Annotated in this window: 22 protein-coding genes; 8 read left to right on the top strand and 14 right to left on the bottom strand. The window is 51.1% G+C overall.

Annotation, left to right across the window (positions count from 1 at the left end):
• Window positions 1-8: 8 nt before the first annotated feature.
• Window positions 9-185, bottom strand: a complete 177-nt coding sequence (locus ZBT109_RS05830) for an ogr/Delta-like zinc finger family protein (protein WP_084261757.1) — start codon at window positions 183-185, stop codon at window positions 9-11.
• Between the two features lie 285 nt (window positions 186-470).
• Between ZBT109_RS05830 and ZBT109_RS05835 the strand changes: the two genes are divergently transcribed.
• Window positions 471-839 (top strand): hypothetical protein, encoded by a 369-nt coding sequence (locus ZBT109_RS05835; protein ID WP_027704793.1) that lies wholly within the window; start codon window positions 471-473, stop codon window positions 837-839.
• Between the two features lie 35 nt (window positions 840-874).
• Here the strand turns inward: ZBT109_RS05835 and ZBT109_RS05840 are convergent, their stop codons facing one another.
• Window positions 875-1,420 carry a KilA-N domain-containing protein gene (locus ZBT109_RS05840; RefSeq protein ID WP_084261756.1) on the bottom strand — a complete coding sequence of 182 codons (546 nt, stop codon included), beginning with the start codon at window positions 1,418-1,420 and terminating at the stop codon, window positions 875-877.
• A gap of 259 nt (window positions 1,421-1,679) precedes the next feature.
• Here ZBT109_RS05840 and ZBT109_RS05845 point away from each other — a divergent pair, with 259 nt between their 5' ends.
• Both ZBT109_RS05845 and ZBT109_RS05850 read left to right on the top strand, forming a co-directional pair.
• The gene (locus tag ZBT109_RS05845) at window positions 1,680-1,862 is read left to right on the top strand and encodes a type II toxin-antitoxin system HicA family toxin (RefSeq protein WP_027704792.1); all 183 of its coding nucleotides are present in this window, start codon (window positions 1,680-1,682) and stop codon (window positions 1,860-1,862) included.
• 32 nt (window positions 1,863-1,894) lie between these two features.
• The gene (locus ZBT109_RS05850; protein WP_027704791.1) at window positions 1,895-2,302 is read left to right on the top strand and encodes a type II toxin-antitoxin system HicB family antitoxin; all 408 of its coding nucleotides are present in this window, start codon (window positions 1,895-1,897) and stop codon (window positions 2,300-2,302) included.
• 67 nt (window positions 2,303-2,369) lie between these two features.
• On the opposite strand, the gene ZBT109_RS05855 is transcribed toward ZBT109_RS05850, so the two are convergent.
• The 10 genes from ZBT109_RS05855 to ZBT109_RS05900 all read right to left on the bottom strand — a co-directional run bounded on the left by ZBT109_RS05855 (window position 2,370) and on the right by ZBT109_RS05900 (window position 9,070).
• A complete protein-coding gene (locus ZBT109_RS05855) occupies window positions 2,370-3,776 on the bottom strand; it encodes a glycoside hydrolase family 68 protein (RefSeq protein ID WP_027704790.1) in 1,407 nt (468 codons plus the stop codon).
• Between the two features lie 83 nt (window positions 3,777-3,859).
• A complete protein-coding gene (locus ZBT109_RS05860) occupies window positions 3,860-4,213 on the bottom strand; it encodes a phage holin, lambda family (RefSeq protein WP_051523721.1) in 354 nt (117 codons plus the stop codon).
• Between the two features lie 269 nt (window positions 4,214-4,482).
• Entirely contained in the window at window positions 4,483-4,923 is a 441-nt protein-coding gene (locus ZBT109_RS05865) for a hypothetical protein (protein WP_051523720.1), read from the bottom strand.
• Between the two features lie 4 nt (window positions 4,924-4,927).
• Window positions 4,928-5,368: a L,D-transpeptidase gene (locus ZBT109_RS05870; RefSeq protein WP_084261754.1), complete on the bottom strand. Its 441-nt coding sequence runs from the start codon at window positions 5,366-5,368 to the stop codon at window positions 4,928-4,930.
• A gap of 92 nt (window positions 5,369-5,460) precedes the next feature.
• Window positions 5,461-6,153, bottom strand: a complete 693-nt coding sequence (locus ZBT109_RS05875; protein WP_027704789.1) for a hypothetical protein — start codon at window positions 6,151-6,153, stop codon at window positions 5,461-5,463.
• Window positions 6,150-6,527 (bottom strand): RusA family crossover junction endodeoxyribonuclease, encoded by a 378-nt coding sequence (locus ZBT109_RS05880; protein WP_051523719.1) that lies wholly within the window; start codon window positions 6,525-6,527, stop codon window positions 6,150-6,152. The genes ZBT109_RS05875 and ZBT109_RS05880 overlap by 4 nt, the downstream gene beginning before the upstream one ends.
• Window positions 6,524-6,844 (bottom strand): nuclease domain-containing protein, encoded by a 321-nt coding sequence (locus tag ZBT109_RS05885; protein ID WP_027704788.1) that lies wholly within the window; start codon window positions 6,842-6,844, stop codon window positions 6,524-6,526. Before ZBT109_RS05885 ends, ZBT109_RS05880 begins: the two co-directional genes overlap by 4 nt.
• Entirely contained in the window at window positions 6,841-7,341 is a 501-nt protein-coding gene (locus tag ZBT109_RS05890) for a hypothetical protein (RefSeq protein WP_027704787.1), read from the bottom strand. The genes ZBT109_RS05885 and ZBT109_RS05890 overlap by 4 nt, the downstream gene beginning before the upstream one ends.
• On the bottom strand, window positions 7,338-8,099 hold the full coding sequence (locus ZBT109_RS05895; protein WP_051523718.1) for a hypothetical protein: 762 nt from the start codon (window positions 8,097-8,099) through the stop codon (window positions 7,338-7,340). Before ZBT109_RS05895 ends, ZBT109_RS05890 begins: the two co-directional genes overlap by 4 nt.
• Window positions 8,093-9,070, bottom strand: a complete 978-nt coding sequence (locus tag ZBT109_RS05900; protein ID WP_051523717.1) for a helix-turn-helix domain-containing protein — start codon at window positions 9,068-9,070, stop codon at window positions 8,093-8,095. Before ZBT109_RS05900 ends, ZBT109_RS05895 begins: the two co-directional genes overlap by 7 nt.
• A gap of 167 nt (window positions 9,071-9,237) precedes the next feature.
• On the opposite strand from ZBT109_RS05900, the gene ZBT109_RS05905 reads away from it, so the two are divergent.
• Window positions 9,238-9,684 carry a hypothetical protein gene (locus tag ZBT109_RS05905; protein WP_027704786.1) on the top strand — a complete coding sequence of 149 codons (447 nt, stop codon included), beginning with the start codon at window positions 9,238-9,240 and terminating at the stop codon, window positions 9,682-9,684.
• 264 nt (window positions 9,685-9,948) lie between these two features.
• Here the strand turns inward: ZBT109_RS05905 and ZBT109_RS14200 are convergent, their stop codons facing one another.
• Window positions 9,949-10,149 (bottom strand): Cro/CI family transcriptional regulator, encoded by a 201-nt coding sequence (locus ZBT109_RS14200; protein ID WP_120185340.1) that lies wholly within the window; start codon window positions 10,147-10,149, stop codon window positions 9,949-9,951.
• Window positions 10,150-10,305: 156 nt separating this feature from the next.
• On the opposite strand from ZBT109_RS14200, the gene ZBT109_RS05915 reads away from it, so the two are divergent.
• The 4 genes from ZBT109_RS05915 (at window position 10,306) to ZBT109_RS05930 (ending at window position 13,377) form a co-directional block, all read left to right on the top strand.
• Window positions 10,306-11,031: a LexA family protein gene (locus ZBT109_RS05915; protein ID WP_038277831.1), complete on the top strand. Its 726-nt coding sequence runs from the start codon at window positions 10,306-10,308 to the stop codon at window positions 11,029-11,031.
• A 215-nt stretch (window positions 11,032-11,246) separates the two neighbouring features.
• Window positions 11,247-11,969: a hypothetical protein gene (locus tag ZBT109_RS05920; RefSeq protein ID WP_145984489.1), complete on the top strand. Its 723-nt coding sequence runs from the start codon at window positions 11,247-11,249 to the stop codon at window positions 11,967-11,969.
• Window positions 11,966-12,532, top strand: coding sequence for a type II toxin-antitoxin system VapC family toxin (locus tag ZBT109_RS05925; protein WP_084261753.1), 567 nt, complete (start codon window positions 11,966-11,968; stop codon window positions 12,530-12,532). The genes ZBT109_RS05920 and ZBT109_RS05925 overlap by 4 nt, the downstream gene beginning before the upstream one ends.
• A 362-nt stretch (window positions 12,533-12,894) precedes the next feature.
• Window positions 12,895-13,377: a hypothetical protein gene (locus ZBT109_RS05930; RefSeq protein WP_027704784.1), complete on the top strand. Its 483-nt coding sequence runs from the start codon at window positions 12,895-12,897 to the stop codon at window positions 13,375-13,377.
• A gap of 876 nt (window positions 13,378-14,253) precedes the next feature.
• Here ZBT109_RS05930 and ZBT109_RS05940 read toward each other — a convergent pair.
• Window positions 14,254-14,745: a hypothetical protein gene (locus tag ZBT109_RS05940; protein WP_027704782.1), complete on the bottom strand. Its 492-nt coding sequence runs from the start codon at window positions 14,743-14,745 to the stop codon at window positions 14,254-14,256.
• Window positions 14,746-14,999 lie beyond the last annotated feature (254 nt).

The following is a 14,999-nucleotide window of genomic DNA, read 5'->3' on the forward strand; positions in this document are numbered from 1 at the left end:
TTCTCCTGTTATGCGATCTTCTTGGCCGAGTACGACTCAACGATCTCGAAGGTACCTTTGCCACGCCATCCGCATTGGATGTCATTGCATTGCAGGAATACGAAGCGCAGATCCTTCACGGGTTGTTTGCTACTACGAATACGGCATGACTCGCCGCACTCTGGGCATGTCCAGCGCATGGCCATGGCTGATTCCTTATCTTTGGGCAAAAAAATACCGCCGGGCGGCGGTGGGACTGGCGCGGAAAAGGATTTCCAGAAGGGAGGGGGAAATTTTACATCTACAAACTAGTTGCAAACCTCCGCTGCAAACCCAAGATTCCATCTTGGCTCGTTTGCGAACAACGGTATCCGGCACACCGTGTTTCTCAGCGATCTTACGAATGGGGCGCGCTAGCCTTAAAGGCATGCGAATAGCCTCCCAATCAGTCTAGGCCTCAACAGGCCTTTCGATACAGATAGGTTTGTTCTATGCACCCTACTCCAATCATCAGCGGCGACCAGCGTGATATATTTTCTATGCTTATAAGCAAGCTGGAGAATGGCATCCGATCACCAGCAATTATTGAGCACGACGCATCCCACAGCATTCCTAATGGGAAGAACCTAGGGCATGTATTGGCGAGGCAGGCCATAATCGCACTAAATAACAGCGAGGCTAGGCATGAGGATGCCTGCATCGAATGTCTAGCGCGTCTGCTTGCAGTGAATGGTAAAAAAGGCACTGACAAGATAGCGAAAGGTTTTATCGATGATAGGGTGGCGCAAGCCAATAATGTGCAAGATCGAGTAAAAATTGTTCGTGAGATCATGCAGGCTACGCTTCAAGGTTTAACCTAAACGCCCTTAAAGGAGGTTGGTGAACTGCTGATTTTCTATGTTTGATGAGGAGCAGTGCACCTGCATAGGCATCCCTGAATTGGGGCGCCTATGCTGAAAGGCAAATTCATCTGCATCTTATCGATGATCTTTTGAACGCGATGTTCGAGCTCTGGCTTGGTGCGCTTCCATGAGTTCAGGCCTTTGCCGAAGAAGCTGGCTGCCTCTTTTCCTTCCTGCAGTGCTTTGAGAGCCAAGTCGTACTGTTGCTTGAGGCTGGAGTCTCCGCGTATCAGAGCATCGACCTGCAAGTCACACCAAACCGCGAAATCCACATCCAGCCAGCGGGCGAATACGACTGCTAACTTGGGGTGCAGCCATGTGCCACCACCATTACCGCGGCGCGCTTGAATCAAATCCCCGGAATCAGGGGTATTTAGATACTTCCCAATTGCCTTGAGATAGCTTTGTGTCTCTTTGTTTTCCAGCCAGTGGTCAAGGCGTTTTCCGTACGCCTTGGCAATTTCCGTGGCGTTGATCCAGCCCTCAGTGTTGAAGCGGATAGTCATATCTCCGTATTGGAACGGAATGATGTTGCTCATGAGTTGCGCACCTTTTGAGTAAAGAGCCTTGTTGCCCAGAACGTCGGTCCACAGAGAAGCTCGCCAGCTATTGCCGACGTTCTCCAAGGCCCTTTCTGAAAAGCTCTGTGTTGATGTGCGCCGGGCATGGCGCATACGAAAACGCCCCGACCGAAGTCGAGGCGCAAACATATTTTTATAACTCTGGGGTTATTTTTAGGTTGTATATTTGGGGTTGTTGGGGTTAATATTGCTTTGCATTGGTTGCAAGGAGCCGGAGGTGAAAAGCAGTGATGTGATCAAAGAGCTTGAAAAAGATGGCTGGTACTGTGTTCGAATCAAAGGCAGCCACCATCACTTCAGGCACCCAAGCAAGCCCGGCACAGTGACCGTGCCCCATCCTAAAAAGGAATTGCAGATAGGTCTTGTTAGGGCGATTAGAAAAAGCGCCGGCCTCGCATGAGGTCGGTCCCCGTACGTGAAGGAGGAACTTCCATGCTGTATCCCATTGCAATTGAGCGTGGAGACGAAAAGCATGCACATAGCGTTGCCGTTCCCGATATACCCGGCTGCTTCTCTGCGGGTGACTCGTTTGATGACGCTCTACGCAACGCCAAGGAAGCCATCGAAGGGCACTTGGAAACGTTGGCTGAGTTTGGTGATGACATCCCACGGGCAAGCGCTGTCGATGCTCACTGCGATAATCCGGCCTACAAAGGCTGGGTATGGGCTGTAGTGGACATTGATATATCGCGTTACCTCGGCAAAAGCCAAAAAATCAACGTCTCACTGCCCGAACGTGTTATTCGTCGCATTGATGACACGGTGGCCAAGAACGCTGCCTATAGAACGCGATCTGGTTTTCTAGCTCAAGCTGCTTTGCGTGAGTTAGAACGCTCTTAAGTGACTACTGCATACACAACCTGCCACCGCCCTTAGGGGAGATGGCAGGTTTTTTTTATGCTACGCCTTAGGCATAGCCGTGCTCGGTGGCAGAGCCTTTGTCAGCCTCGCGGCTGGCATCAACCTGCGCAGGCTGGATGTCGTACATCATGCCGACGATGCGGGTTTTGAGGCCGTCGATCTCAATGCGAACAGACGGGCCCGCGTTCATCACTGCCTCTACGCCCTTACCCGTATCGCAGTAGTTCGCATAAGACACGCACGGGAACACGCCCAGCTTCTGATCGCGGGTCGGCGTGATCAGCCAGCTGTAGACATACTGCTGGTTCGCCATCTGGCCTGCATAGGCATCACCATAGGACTTCTGCTGTACCACGACACCGGAGCCGTTGAGCGGTGTCAGCGGCCCACCGAAGTACGGCGCACGGAAGCCTAACATGTAGTCGCGGTTGGTCAGATCCGCGTTTTCCATATTGAGGGCGTTCTTATTGCCGTGCCCGACGCAGAACAGGTAGACATGGCCATCGTGATCAACGACGTTGATGCGCTCGATCTCATCAGTGACGAGGTTGGCCGTCAGCCATGGTGCCTGGAACTGACCGAAAGTGCCTTCATCATCGGTCAGCTCGATGATGCCGATGCAGCCGTTGGCTTTCAGCATGTCCTCGGTCGGTGCGAAACCTTCCTTCGGTAGCCCATTGGCGCTGACGTACTCAGCTCGAACGTGGCCCGGTGCGTGGAAGCCTGCGCCTGTATTTGCTTCGAATGCCAGATAACGCTTGCCGGTACGCTTGTCCTTGTAGAAGAACGGGTCGCGCATGCAGTTGTTTTCTGTCTGGTCGGAACCGACGCTAACGCGGTGGCGGGTCGGCCACTTGGCTTCGCGCTCAGATGCCTGCGCAGGCGTTTCGTAGTAGAAGCCATCCGGCTCGCACACACCACCCATCAGTGCATGGTAGGTCGGGGTTTCGATCGTCAGCTTATCGCCTTCGACAGTGACTTCCTGAATGGCCGTCGCCAGACGCTGGACGGTCTGCCACACGCCGTCGATATCGGCACCGTAGGCACAGGTGTAGAACGTCTGAAGCTTGCCGTCAGCGCGCAGGATCGTGGAGCCGGACCACTCACGAATGTCGTCGTACAGCTTGTGATCACCGTACAGGAAGCCGCCCGGCACATAGTGCTCACCGTCAGCGCTGTAGAAGTACGCGATGCGTTCGCCGCTGTCGAAGCCATTGCCGACCGGACGCACCAGTGCGATCAGGATACGGAAGCCATTCACATCAGCAACGAAGCCATCTTCGTCACGTACGAGCCAGTTGTCCCACGCCTGATAGCCGGGCATGAGTTGTTTCAGCTTGTCCGGATCAAAGGCAGGGAAGGTGTTGCCGTTGGTGGCGCGAATACCGCGAGCATTCTTCACCGTCCAGTGGCCAGTGTGGATCTGCTTAGTCTTATTGGTCTTGGTGTTCATATGCATCTCATTGCACAGATACAAAAACACCCGCCGTAGCGGGTGACAGGCGGCCTAATGCCGCGAGTTAGGGGAGGTGGGTGTTACTTATCTGACCAACGCTCGACGACACGGGTCAGGGCGCCAGAGAGGATGCCGCGCAACCAATCGACGCCAAGGAAGGAGATAGCGGCCCCAATCGACACAGCTAGATAGATGTTCAAGCCGAAGTAATCGAGCAGCGGGAATACGGCTAGCGTTAGCGTACCGCATAGACTAGCCTCCAGAAGAGAGCGGCGGAATTTGCCGCCGCCAACGAGAGCTCGAAGTAGGGCAATGACAAACGACAGTGCGGTAGCCATAACGTGTGGCCGGATGTTTTCCTGCCACAGTGATATACGAATATGCTCCAGCGCATCGACGATCATGCGCCAGAGACCGGGGTCATTTTGAGGCATGACGTTTACTCTGGTTTGGGTTGTAAGTGGTCTTCACCCAACGCGGGGCACGGATGCTGGATCTACTGAGCGGAGGGGAAGTCGAGAAGGCGGCTCAGAGGTTGCGGTATGAGCCAGATACGAAAAAAGCCCCGCCGGTTAGGGCGAGGCTTTCGGTTATCTGTCGTGCCTTTAGTTGCAACTGCGGCACTGTACAAATATCGTACATTTTGCTCGACAAAACTGCAACCCTTCACACACACAAGTCGCCCGAAGATCGCAGTGCGAGACTATGAATTTAAGTCGTTATAAGCATCTGCGGAAGTTTTTTCTAGTTTTCTACAAAAATCAGTCATGCCTTCTGGGCAAGCCTCTTTCGATAATTCGTTTATTTTTAGCAACTCTTTGTCATCCGCTGAGCTATTTATGTTGTAAAGTATGAAGGACTCAAATCCTTCTGTGTTATTAATCAGAGGCGCTATACTGCTAGTCTCTTCCCAGTGATTAGCAAGTCTTTGAGCTACAGCTTCCGTAGTTCCTTCGCCATAGTAGCCGTCTAAACATCCGCCATAATTTTTATAGTAATAAAAAATGTTGTTCCAACTGCTATATATGTTGTCTAGAACCATATCTGCCTTTTTATATGAAGAGCATTCATCCTCTGCTGCCGCTAGAGGACACACAAAAAGAGACCATGATGTGGCTAGCAAAAAGCAAATTACTTTTTTCATTGCTCTATCCTAATAAGTTTGCTTGAGCTGAATTGTTAAAAACAGTCAATGTTTCAAGGGACTCTTTATGCATTAAGTCTTTTATGGCTTTCATCGCTTCTTCAGTTGTTCTAATGCATCCGTGTGTTACGTATTTTGGGCCTGCAGGTTGATGATAAAGTCGTCCTGAATGGATGCCCACACCCTGATGCCCAATCATATAAATTCTCACAATTCCATAGGAGCCGTACATTCCGTCTATTGTATCTTGTCCTGTGTTTGGATGCCTGTGAGGTCTGATTTGATCTTGTATTATATATGTGCCATCTGGTATGTGGGTAAATTTACCTTTTATTTTTATAGCATTATCAATCCTATTATAAGCAGTCCAGCTGCCCACAATTTCAAAGTCAGACTTATAAAGAGTAATAGTGTGTTGCATCCCGTCGAAAACTAATCTAGACATCTTTCCCTCTATTTATAGATAACAAAGCTCGGCCATTGTCTATAAAAATCAAGGAGATGTCACTTTTTGCACCCTGTCTTTTGGGTCAGGTATTAGGCGGCAAAATTGTCGCAGTAGGCCAGATGGTGATTTATTTTTCTTGTCATGCTTTTGATAGCAGCAAAAGTGCCTTTTTCCATATCTCGCATCAAATCATCCAGTAGGCACCAATCACTGCTGCAATTGCGCGACCATTGAGACATTTCAATATGCACCCCACACCAGCTCTCACACCACGCTGCAACATGTTTCGGCGGCCAATCGGCACTACGCATCGACTGCTCAACCATAGCTTGTGATAGGGCAACCAAGCGCTCTGCTCGCTTCTTCAGCACTCGCTCTCCACGTTCGGCTAGCTCCATGCGTACGCGGGTATGCAGCATATCGTAGACCTCACCCTTGCACGCTTGGCGAATAGACTCTTTCACTGGTGCCAGCGTCATGATGACGGCGTACCGAAGCGGGTCGGTATCGAGCAGACCGTCAACGTAACGGCGTATCTTGTGGTACTCAGCATGGATATCTGCGCCAGTGCCTGCACGCTTCTCGCGGCTCTCAATCGCCCGCACTGAGCGTGACTTCTTGCCTTCCTTGCCAGCCTCATACAGATCGACCATCGACTGCGTACGCATGCCGTCTTCATAGGCCAGCGCCACGGCTGTGCGCGGATCAGTGGTTAGGAAGCGCGTGCGCGGCTCAATAGCGCGTTTATAGCACTGTGCGTATAGCTCTTCCCAATTGCTCATGCAGCCCCCTCGGCTACTTCTTGAATCATTACCCACACACCGGAGCCGCGTTTAGGGTCACGGATCGGTGCCAATGTCTGCACGCTGACTACATAATCAGGCGTGTCGTCTTTGAGTAGCCCCGACCGCACTAGGCCATCCTCAATTAGCTTGAGGGTGTAGCCATAGTTAGAGCAGTCGAGGCGACGCTTCCCCTTGCCCAGCACGGGCTGCAATGTCAGGCGTACCGGGTGGGTAAGCGGTGCCATGCCGCGGACGGCGATCTGTGTCGCTCTATGGGCGGCATCGGCGTGCTTCTTACGGGTCGCCCAGTGGACGCCCGCGTAGATGCTGTTGAGTGACGGGCCGAGATAGGGCACGAAGACCTGAATCACGCCGCCACTCCTTTGATGGTGATGATGCCTTTTTCCACCATGCGCACCAGCGTGCGGATTTGTGCGCGGCGCATATACCACTCGGCGTGCGCTTTCTCTTCGCTCGGCCACGGTACGCGTCCATCAATCACGTCATGACATGCCGCACAGCCATAGCAGGCCGACAGGTCATCACTCTTACGCGCCAGCCCGTGTGACTCATTGGGTAGGTGGCACAGTACGGTGGTATCCGTACGCTCATTGCAAACCCCAAGGATGCCTAGCGTGCAGCGCTCATCACGAGCCGATGCACGCATCGCTTTCGATGTAATCCTCATGCTGCTCGCTCCTGCACCATGGCCAGCGCCATCTCTTCGATCTGTTCTGCCGTGCACTGTGGCCAATAGGTCTTGGCGATGTAGGTGCACAGCTCGCTCATCAGCTGGAAGAAGCGCCCTTGGTCCATCCGGTCAAAGGCAATGGAGCGGGGCTGCTTACTGACCAGCACCCCGAAGCCGGGCACGTCGGTGTGGGTTATATCGCACTCAACGCCGGAGTCGGTCTGCAGTTTCTTGAGCGCGTCATGCGCGTTCTTGCCGTTGAAGTCGTCGATGTTCTGCGCCACCAGTTGGCCAAGTGCATGCGCCAGTCGATGAAACTGCAGGTTGCGCGGCTGCTTCATATCGCAACGCAGGGTGGTGCCGATCTTCACGCCACGCTCACGCACGATGTTGGCATCTGTGGCGCTGGCAGGGATGAACGCCGATACCTCAGCTCCTGTGGTTGGGTCGACTAATCGCACTGCACGCATGTAGACGGGTTGCTGTTTGCTCATGACGTGCCCTCGGCCATCTGTTCTGCCTGCGCCAGTAGCTGCTGGCGGCGTTGTTCTTGCTGCTCTCGTTCACGTTGACGTTTCTGTGCCATCCGATCGTTTCTCGACTCGCTCGACAGGGCGTGCCGGATTTCCTGAATCATTCGGTTGGCGTTGCGGCGGCGACGTTCCTGTTCTTCGGGTGACGGCGGCAGCGGCAGCTTGGCCTCAAGGCGATCAGGCGAGGGCAGTAGCTCTTTGGCTTGCTCTGGCGCGATCCTGCCTTGCTCAACGGCTTGCTCGATGACGTCTTGACGGCGTGCGGGATCAGAGCCAAGCGACGCGGTCCACTGGGGCTGGCGACTTTCGGCCTTGGCCTGCTCAACGCGACGCTCGTAGGACGATATGAACGCCATGCGGGCACCGACCTTGTCACCGAGAGCGAGAATCGGGCGGGCATCGGCCATAGCTCCTGCAACCTCTCCATTCCAGATGATCGTTTCTGACTCATCCTGCCCTGACAGCGCCAGTGCCCATGCTTCGGCTGCCGGAAGGTGCGCATTGTCTGACGGGATGCGTTCGACGATGCTGGCCAGCGTCAGACGCCCTTTGACCTCCGATCGGCAGCGTGCCAGCGCATGCTGTGTTTCGTTCAGCGGGTAGGCCGATAGGTCACTGACCATAAGCATCAAGGCTGCTGGCGTGTATTCCTGCCCCATGACTTCCATCGTGGCACCTAGCACTTCGAACAGGCGGTCTTGTTCGTCAGCGGTCAGCATGCGGCACCTCCTGCTTGCTCACGGCGTGCACGCATCATCGCCTTGGCTTCCTCGACGGCGCTCAGGTTGGACTGAGTACGATCAGTTTGGCGTGCCTTGGTCGCGGTGACCTGACGGCCTGTCTGGCACTGCACTGCGAGGGTTTCGCAGTCCGTGAGCATCAGGCTGACGGGGTGGCCCTTGGTGACGTAAAACTGGTTGTTCGTTCGCAGGTACCACGCTGCTACGGCAGGAGCGAGGTCATGACCTACACGGTCGACCAGTTGGCTGAGCTGTCCGGCAGTACGTGCGTTCCAGATCGGCCAAGCGTCGTAACGGTGGCGGTAGGCCATGGCGTAGTTGGCCCAAGCACGAAACGTTTTCGCGCTGTGATCCTTCGGTCCCGGCATGTCAGCAGGGATGTCGACCCGAGGGCGTTTCGGTTCGATCTGTTCGGCAGGGATGACCTCACCGAAAACCGGCCCCGCAGCGGAGGCGTCAGCCCCCGGTGCAACACGGGGTGGTTCTATGGACGGTTTAATGGATGGTTCTAAGTACGTTTCCCCCGAAGATTCTTCGCCCCGTGATGTCGTAGATTTCACCCCGTTCTGCTGTAGATTTCGCCCCGTGGTGTCGTGAATTTCACCCCGTGATCTACGACCCGAAGATTTCTCGCCCCGTGGTTTTATGTCCCCAAAGCCCAGCTCAAGGCACAGGTCATAGACGGTAGGGCAGCGATCGGCACGGAAGCCCAATGCCTGTGCCACCTTCTGGTTGCCCAGCTTGATGATGCCCATCTCCAGCAGCTTTTTGAGCTTCTGCTGGATGGTGCGATCGGAAAGCTTGGTGTACTCCATCAGCGTGGCGATAGACGGGAATGCCGCCGTGCCATCTTCACGGGCATGGTTAGCTAATCCCATCAGCACCCAGCACGCGCCAGAGTCTTTCACGAGCTGCTGTTTCAGCGCCCAGTTCATCGCTTCAATGCTCACGCCGCACCCCGCTGGACAAAACCGCTCATGTGATTCATCATTACCTCATTGAGTGAAAGCGCCCGGCCCTAGTCTCCCCAGACCTGCCGGGCGTTTTTGCGTTTACGATTTGGTATTCTGTTTGGCGGGGCGTTGCAGCGCCCAATAAACCTAAACGGAGATACCAAGTGATTGAGTTCAATATCTTTCAGGAGTGGAGACCGATTTCCGCTCGCTTGAAAAGTCAGTTTGAGCAGGCGATAAATCTTCCAGATGAAGAGGTGAGAGAAGCGTGTGTTGTAGCGACTCAAGACGCTATCACCGCGATCGCGTACCGATCGTTTAGCATCCACCTCTCAAATACCTTCTCCAACGCTCTTACGGTCTTCTCCCCTGAAGAGGCTGTTGTCTACTATCTGTCTGAAAAAACAGGCTTTACGCTGAAAGACGTTTCCGAATCTTCAGAAAGAAGCAGGCATCTTTTGCTGAAAGATGAGCTTCTTGTAGAGGCGATAAAAATCCTCAAAGCCAGTTCAGAACTTCTTATTCATGACGTAGGCAACCGTTTTTATCGCGATACGGTTTCCCAGATACTGGAGAGCGACAGCAGCAGGGCTGACTATCAGGGCTGGTGATATGGGGCTCTAAGCCTTTTTGGATAGCCAAATATGCATTGCTGACAACCTTTTCCATGTTCTTTGGGTCAGCCATGATTTGCTCCTTGAAGACCGCATATAGCTGCGGGTCTGATAGGAGCTTCTTGGCGATTTCATTGACTTCGCCGTGATTCATCTCTTCCTCCTATGCCACGACTGCCGGGCGTTTTTGCATCTGTACTCAGCGTTTAATTTTTGGCAACAACCTAAAGATCAATAGGTTCTTGCCGATATTTCTCTTTGTTAAACAGGTGGACGTGCCTGCTTCCCGATTTTCCGTTTCTCATATGCAGAGCTAACGGAGCCTTCTTCTGTAACAACGACGTAAACATCGCATTTAGCGCGAACCAGTTGAGAGACACGGCTTTGGGTGATGCCTATTTGCCGAGCCGTCTCTGTTTGCGTGTGCGCCTTTAAGAAGGTGGTAAGTGGAATCTCATTCATATCTAGCCGCCTAGCGCGAATGTATTGCTAATTATAGTAGCAGTACTCATTTTTTAAAACAATACAAAAACACCTGTAGTGTTTGTTGTGTATTAGTGGTGCTTCTAAAGTAACGGTCGTAGCCCCTACGATCCCGTCCTATAGTAATGAGCACCCATGAAAAAGTTTAAGCGAACAGAATTGACTCCCGAGCAGCTTACCGAAGCCAAAAGGCTTAAAGAGATATATTCCCAGCGCAAGGCAGAGGCCAAAGCGCGCGGGGACCGCTTGACTCAAGAGGACATTGCAGAGGCTTGCGGGTGGACAGGGCAGAGCGCAGTGAGCCAGTACATGAATGGGCGCATTGCTTTGAATTTGGATGCTTTGGTGAAGCTGTCACGGGCGTTGAGCTTCGACCCTATAGACGTAAGTAAAAGACTGGCGCGGCACATTCCACAGCCAAATCAGCGCAATGTAGAAATTGCAGGCCAGCCTTCGAACACATACAGGTATCCAGTAGTCAATTGGGTTGCCGCAGGCAGTTGGGCTGAAGCAGTTGAGCCTTACGAGCCAGGGGGCGCTAGCGAATACATGGAGACTACCTATCGTGTTCCTGGCGGTGAGGCTTTCTGGTTAGAGGTTCGTGGTGACTCCATGACGAGCCCTGCCGGGCCGAGTATTCCAGAAGGAGCAATGATCTTAGTCGTCACGCAGATTGATGCACAGCCGGGAGACTTGGTGGTGGCGAAGCTTGAGGATAGCCAAGAGGCTACGTTCAAAAAGCTGGTAGAAGATGGAGGACAGCGTTATCTCAAGCCGCTTAATCCTTCCTATCCGCTTATCAAAATTAACGGCAATTGCCGCTTGGTAGGGGTAGTAAAGCAAGCTGTACAAACTTTCTAGATGACTCTTGTCTTTGAGCGAAGGGGTCTGCGGGCCGATCCTCAGACGTAAAGCATTAAGTTAGCAACAGCACAAGACTTCTCTGCATGCTGAGATATCCTGTATTCATAGTTGCGCCATCCCTTTTGTACAGGTAGAAATGTCCTAACAACATGCTATGTTTACAATGCGACACAATTTAGAGGAAAAGCCGGAAATATAGCGGCCTTCAAGCTATGAAAACACTGACACTAAGACTTCAAGGTGCGTCTCCTGAGACTTTGCCGCTTGATAGCCTCTCAAAGTATCTATCGCAAATATCTACTCTTTATGGGAAAGGAAAATCTATGCACTTAGACTCCATTGGTAAGGGGTCGGCGCTAGTAAATATAATGGTAGATGATAATGACTATAGCTCCGTTGTCCGAAATATTCAGGACGCACATTATGGTCGAGGCTCGAAAGCACGGCAAGAAGCGTATGAAAGAATATTAAACCAAGTGGATCAAGATGGTTACGATGCTGAGATTATTTCTGAAGGTGGCAAAATAGTTTCATTTCCTACTCGTCTTAAAGCCTCAAAAGCTTCATTACTGACGCAAATAATGCAGACATCGATGAAAGGGAGACTTTATTCAATAGGTGGTAAAGATGAAACAATACCTGTGCGTTTAGAAAGTGCGACAGGGGGAATAATTTTTTGCCAAGCAACCCAAGAATTGGCAATGAATTTGGGGAAAGATTTGTTCTCTTATATCCACGTTCATGGCAAGGGTGAGTGGATTGAGAGCAAAAAAGGTGGTTGGCGTCTCAAGATGCTCACGATTGAGTCGTATGAAGTCATTGATAATGTATCGCCTAAGCGGGCTCTTGACAGGCTTAAAAAACTAGGTGGAATCAAAAAGAGTCTCGGTAAAAATATTCACAAAGAAATTTTGGATGGTAGGGCAACAGAATGAAGATTGTTATTGATACTAATATATTGATACAAGTACTTGATGCAAGTACTGCTGGGAATAATTTATTTTGCCCTCGGACTGGATCAATAGTTGAAAACCCCGTTGCGCGTACAGAAGCTCTGATAGATCTCTTTGAAAAAAGAAAAGATTCTATTTTAATACCATCGCCATCATTCGCCGAGACTTTGGTACATATAGAGCCTGCTCTACATGAGGCTTATCATAATGAAATTAATGGAGTTAGCTGTTTTGAAATAGTAAGTTTTGATGCCATATGTGCAATAGAATGCGCTAGAATGATATCTGCGAAAGAGTTGGCGCAAATGGAGAAGGGGCAGGAAAGCAAAAAAGTAAGTTTCGACAGGCAAATTATTGCTATATGTAAAGCGTACAATGCAGATGAGCTTTGGACTCATGATAAGCAAATGTTTAGAAAAGCAGATACTATTGGAATAGTTGTGAAATCTCTTTCAGATATAAGCCCATCAATGACTCAAATGGAATTAACATCAGATGAGCTCGAGACAGCTAAAATAATTCCAATAAGCAAACCTTCAAAATAGATATGCTATAAAAGATGTTTTTAATAAAGTTATGTGTGGTCTGTAGTCTGGGGCTTTGTATCTGTTTGTAGATTATAAATTTTAATGCCACATTTTATATATTTAGGCGCAAGACCTTTAGACAGCTAATTTTTATCACTAATGGAAATGTCTGTATACCCGTGCGAATGTTTAGGAAAGGCTGCTAAATTAAGAAAGCGGATCGCTCTGCATGGAGCGGTTTGTTCTTTGAGCTAGCCCAATATATTGCCGCTGGCGTAGATTCTATCGCACAGATAAGCCTCGTCAATGCACGGTTTTTTTTGCGTCTGCACTAAAGCCTTTTACCTCCTGATACAATGGCCCAATCAAAAGGAGGGAGTATGAAACGACTGATTGTAGGTGCTGCGCTGCTGGCGCTGGCGGACGGGGCTAGTGCTCATCAATGGGTAGTCATGAGCGATGATGAAGCTGAACATATCAATGACTCCACACCTGATTTTCCTATACGCCTCTCTATGTGGACTGGGCCAAAATCTGGATATCATGTGAGCATTCGATATCCATCACCATATTGCTATAGCGGAAGAGTAATTGAAGACGATAAACAGGTTGTTTCACTAAACGGTGCTTCATACAGCGCGATAAAGGCTTGTGCTGGCAGCGAGGAAGATCTGGAGTTTAACTACTTTACTAGCGATAAAGGGGACAGCGATGTATCCCGCGTACTGGAAGAGATAAAGACCGACAAGCCTATAGTTGTTAAGCTGCGCCCTGCGGCACGACCGATCGTTTTCATGAACCCTAATGGCAAGTGGGTATCTGAGACCGTCAAGGTACCTCCCTATGATATGGGAGGCATGTAATTGGCCCTGATTAAATGCAGAGAATGCCAAGGAACGCTGAGTAGTGAGGCATTCTCGTGTCCTCATTGTGGGGCTCCTAGGGTTCGGCAATCCATAGCAGCTGCTCCAAAAAAGAAGACCCCATGGATAGTGAAAGCCTTACTGTTTTTTGTAGGGGCCGTTTGGTTAATTAACTGGCTTGACGATCATCCCAAAGTGCCTGCACCGCCGCCGACTCCTGAGCAGAGATGCAACGATAAAGAGTCTGCGTTTCGTATGGCCAACCAGTTTGCACAGAGAGAGCTGATCTCGCCAACGACCGCACAGTTTCCATCGTACTCCGATAGCGACGTAATGGTGCGTAGCAGGGGGCAGTGCAAGCATGCAGTAATTTCATACGTAGACGCACAGAACAAATACGGCGCTGTAGTCAGGTACAAAATGTACGTTGAGCTGCACAATGAGATTGGGACAACCTCGTGGTGGCTTGATGATATCCGCATACGAGACCCGAGCCAGTAAGCGCATTCTCAAGCCATCAGCTCTAAGCCCAGCCAAGCGCTGGGCTTTTTTGTGCCTCCCCTACAGCTCCATGCCTTGGTTCGCGATTTTATTAGTTGTTGTGATAAAAATATTAGCAGGGATGTTGAATAAAATGATTAGCAGTGCTAATTTTATATTGCCGTTTGAGGGAGTCACCCATCGGCAGCTCTTTAAAAATGGATTACCACGTTATCCCGTAGGCTTTGAGAGAGTGAGGGGCTGGCGTGAATGAATACCCCAGCCGCGGGTGGGGAAGGTAACAGCGGCAGCGCCTTCGATGAGGGCGCATTCGGATTGGTCTTGAAGGGTGCTGTGAGAGGTGTCGCTGATGGGCCAATCGCGAATGGATGGAAGTCAGTGATGTTTGAGTGATACGCCTGCAAAAGAAGCAGTAAGGCGCTCTAAGAGGCTGAACTTCATCTTTTGGGGCTTATCGTAAAGTTTTTGATGAGCGCAGTGCTGAGCAAGAACGAGTGCGCGATGCGAGACTTGAGGCTCATTGACCTCTGCTGCAAAGTGCTTTTCTTCTACAGCATCATAAGCAGCGCGATCATCAGCAAGGCCTATCTCGTTGACAAGGCGAGAGTAGATCAGACGGCATTCTCGATGCCTAGCAGCTTTTTCTGAGAATTTGCAGGCAGCTTGAATGGCGCTGATTGCCGCAATAGAGAGGCCCACGAGAAAAGTGTGTTCGGTTTTGGCTATCACAGATGAGCCAAGCAAAAACTGAAGACATATCAGAGTTGTGTTGATTCTTCGGCAGAGAATTTCGCCTATATCCTGCGCGTAATATGTCGTATTGATTTCGACCTCAAGGTCGGTGATCGCGTGTTCTTCTTGGCTCATATCTTTCCTTACTTTTTGGGTGGCGGCTGTGTCTTAGCAGCTACCGCACGAGGTGGCTTGCTGTCATGAACCCGAATTGTGCCAGTGTCAGACGAAGTCGACTTTTTCTTATCGCTCACAAGGCGATTCCTTTTTTGCTGGGTGGGGTGTGGGAGCTGCCATTCTAGCAAAAGCGCGTCACCTGCGTAGTGGTGAGGCCGCCGGGGCTGTCCGGCTCGCGCCAGCTGCGATAGTGGGACCAACGCCTTGCCTCG

Source organism: Zymobacter palmae, from assembly GCF_003610015.1.
GTDB lineage: Bacteria > Pseudomonadota > Gammaproteobacteria > Pseudomonadales > Halomonadaceae > Zymobacter > Zymobacter palmae.

Excerpts from the sequence above, each read along its gene's own strand:
- ZBT109_RS05830 (WP_084261757.1), bottom strand. The coding sequence starts at position 185 with ATGGCCATGCGCTGGACATGCCCAGAGTGCGGCGAGTCATGCCGTATT.
- ZBT109_RS05835 (WP_027704793.1), top strand. The coding sequence starts at position 471 with ATGCACCCTACTCCAATCATCAGCGGCGACCAGCGTGATATATTTTCT.
- ZBT109_RS05840 (WP_084261756.1), bottom strand. The coding sequence starts at position 1,420 with ATGAGCAACATCATTCCGTTCCAATACGGAGATATGACTATCCGCTTC.
- ZBT109_RS05850 (WP_027704791.1), top strand. The coding sequence starts at position 1,895 with ATGCTGTATCCCATTGCAATTGAGCGTGGAGACGAAAAGCATGCACAT.
- ZBT109_RS05855 (WP_027704790.1), bottom strand. The coding sequence starts at position 3,776 with ATGAACACCAAGACCAATAAGACTAAGCAGATCCACACTGGCCACTGG.
- ZBT109_RS05860 (WP_051523721.1), bottom strand. The coding sequence starts at position 4,213 with ATGCCTCAAAATGACCCCGGTCTCTGGCGCATGATCGTCGATGCGCTG.
- ZBT109_RS05865 (WP_051523720.1), bottom strand. The coding sequence starts at position 4,923 with ATGAAAAAAGTAATTTGCTTTTTGCTAGCCACATCATGGTCTCTTTTT.
- ZBT109_RS05870 (WP_084261754.1), bottom strand. The coding sequence starts at position 5,368 with ATGTCTAGATTAGTTTTCGACGGGATGCAACACACTATTACTCTTTAT.
- ZBT109_RS05875 (WP_027704789.1), bottom strand. The coding sequence starts at position 6,153 with ATGAGCAATTGGGAAGAGCTATACGCACAGTGCTATAAACGCGCTATT.
- ZBT109_RS05885 (WP_027704788.1), bottom strand. The coding sequence starts at position 6,844 with ATGAGGATTACATCGAAAGCGATGCGTGCATCGGCTCGTGATGAGCGC.
- ZBT109_RS05890 (WP_027704787.1), bottom strand. The coding sequence starts at position 7,341 with ATGAGCAAACAGCAACCCGTCTACATGCGTGCAGTGCGATTAGTCGAC.
- ZBT109_RS05895 (WP_051523718.1), bottom strand. The coding sequence starts at position 8,099 with ATGCTGACCGCTGACGAACAAGACCGCCTGTTCGAAGTGCTAGGTGCC.
- ZBT109_RS14200 (WP_120185340.1), bottom strand. The coding sequence starts at position 10,149 with ATGAATGAGATTCCACTTACCACCTTCTTAAAGGCGCACACGCAAACA.
- ZBT109_RS05915 (WP_038277831.1), top strand. The coding sequence starts at position 10,306 with ATGAAAAAGTTTAAGCGAACAGAATTGACTCCCGAGCAGCTTACCGAA.
- ZBT109_RS05920 (WP_145984489.1), top strand. The coding sequence starts at position 11,247 with ATGAAAACACTGACACTAAGACTTCAAGGTGCGTCTCCTGAGACTTTG.
- ZBT109_RS05925 (WP_084261753.1), top strand. The coding sequence starts at position 11,966 with ATGAAGATTGTTATTGATACTAATATATTGATACAAGTACTTGATGCA.
- ZBT109_RS05930 (WP_027704784.1), top strand. The coding sequence starts at position 12,895 with ATGAAACGACTGATTGTAGGTGCTGCGCTGCTGGCGCTGGCGGACGGG.
- ZBT109_RS05940 (WP_027704782.1), bottom strand. The coding sequence starts at position 14,745 with ATGAGCCAAGAAGAACACGCGATCACCGACCTTGAGGTCGAAATCAAT.